The following is a 1569-nucleotide window of genomic DNA, read 5'->3' on the forward strand; positions in this document are numbered from 1 at the left end:
TATCGCTTCTTGGTTTAACTCATCCAGTGCAGTTTTCAACTGTTGCAGTTCGTCAGTAGTTAACGGTTGTTTTTTCCATGAACTCCTTACCAGAGGATCAGGTGTAGTCATTTCCAAAGGACTCGGAGGAAACCACCTCATTTGTTCTGGTTTTTTATTTTGTGCCAGTGTGACAAAACTGCACAGATGCCAGACAATAATAGTAGTAACTATAAAACTCAAGCGTCTTACCATAAACAACTCACTTTTTTCTTGTCCTGTTGAAAATAGTCTAGAAAATTTACCCGTCATATCTTGTACCAGCATCTTCTTGCTAACATCCCAGTTAACATCCTAGACTGTAACCCTGATTATGGCCTAAGATTATCATTACTCACCTGACCTGATTGAGAATCATAACAGATGTGAGATTACCAGCTTATTTGACGCACACCTATTTATTATGTTTCTCAATCATTCAATTTTAGATTTTAGATTTTAGATTTTAGATTTTAGATTTTAGATTTTAGATTTTAGATTTTAGATTTTAGATTGATTCACAACATAAATCCCTATTTCCTATTTCCTATTTCCTATTTCCTATTTCCTATTTCCTATTTCCTATGAGTAAAATAATTCCTGCCATCCGAGTTAAAAATTTCAGCTTTTATTACGGAATTCAAAAAATCATTGAAGATGTCTCAATGGATATTCCCCAAAATAAAATTACCGCGATTATGGGACCTAGCGGTTGTGGTAAGTCCACATTTTTGAAATCTCTCAATCGCATGATTGAACTAGAAGGAGAAATACAAGTTGAAGGAAACGTTGAATTTTTTAGTCAAAATATTTATGGTCGTCGTGTCAACTTAAATCGCCTACGTCGTCAAATTACTTTAATTTATGGTAAACCAAATCTTTTTCCCATGAGCATTTATGATAATGTAACCTATGGAGTAAAATTAATCGGATGGCATCCCAAAGCAGAATTAGATGAAATTGTCGAGTTAGCACTAAAAGCTGCTGAACTCTGGGAAGAACTCAAAAATAAACTTCATAAATCGGCTTTAGAATTATCCTTTGGACAACAACAAAGGTTGTGTATTGCCCGTGCTTTAGCAGTTAAACCGCAAGTCCTCCTTATGGATGAACTTTGTGCAGGACTTGATCCCATTTCTACGATAAAAATTGAGGAACTTATCGAATGTTTGCGTTCTGAATTAACAATTGTATTTGTCTCTCACAACATCCAACAAGTTTCTCGTTTATCAGATTTCACAGCTTTATTTTACTACAATAAAAATCATATTGGGCAGTTGCTAGAATTTGCCCCTACCAAGAAACTTATCACCCATAACTTTGATTATCGCCTGCGAGACCATGTTTTTGGACGTTTCCACTAAACCTGGTTTCCATCATAGCTGGGATAAATAATTCATAATTGATAATTCATAATTGATAATTCATAATTAGGGTTTGCTGAATAAACCTAAAACCTTGATATATCAAAGGTTAGAGGCTGATAAACACAGAAATTAGTGCAAGGGTTTTGAAGGGTATACCGGAAAAAGTGTGCATTTTTTGGGATTT

General features: G+C 34.6%; 1 protein-coding gene and 1 pseudogene. One reads left to right on the plus strand and one right to left on the minus strand.

Going from position 1 to position 1569, the window contains the following annotated elements:
- Window positions 1-306 (minus strand): annotated as a pseudogene (locus FFR48_RS27780) (hypothetical protein); the annotation flags it as partial.
- Between the two features lie 296 nt (window positions 307-602).
- Between FFR48_RS27780 and FFR48_RS27785 the strand changes: the two are divergent.
- Window positions 603-1382: a phosphate ABC transporter ATP-binding protein gene (locus FFR48_RS27785; protein ID WP_137669565.1), complete on the plus strand. Its 780-nt coding sequence runs from the start codon at window positions 603-605 to the stop codon at window positions 1380-1382.
- The last annotated feature ends 187 nt before the right edge of the window (window positions 1383-1569 follow it).

Source organism: Sphaerospermopsis reniformis, assembly GCF_005402885.1.
In the GTDB taxonomy this organism is placed as follows: domain Bacteria; phylum Cyanobacteriota; class Cyanobacteriia; order Cyanobacteriales; family Nostocaceae; genus Sphaerospermopsis; species Sphaerospermopsis kisseleviana.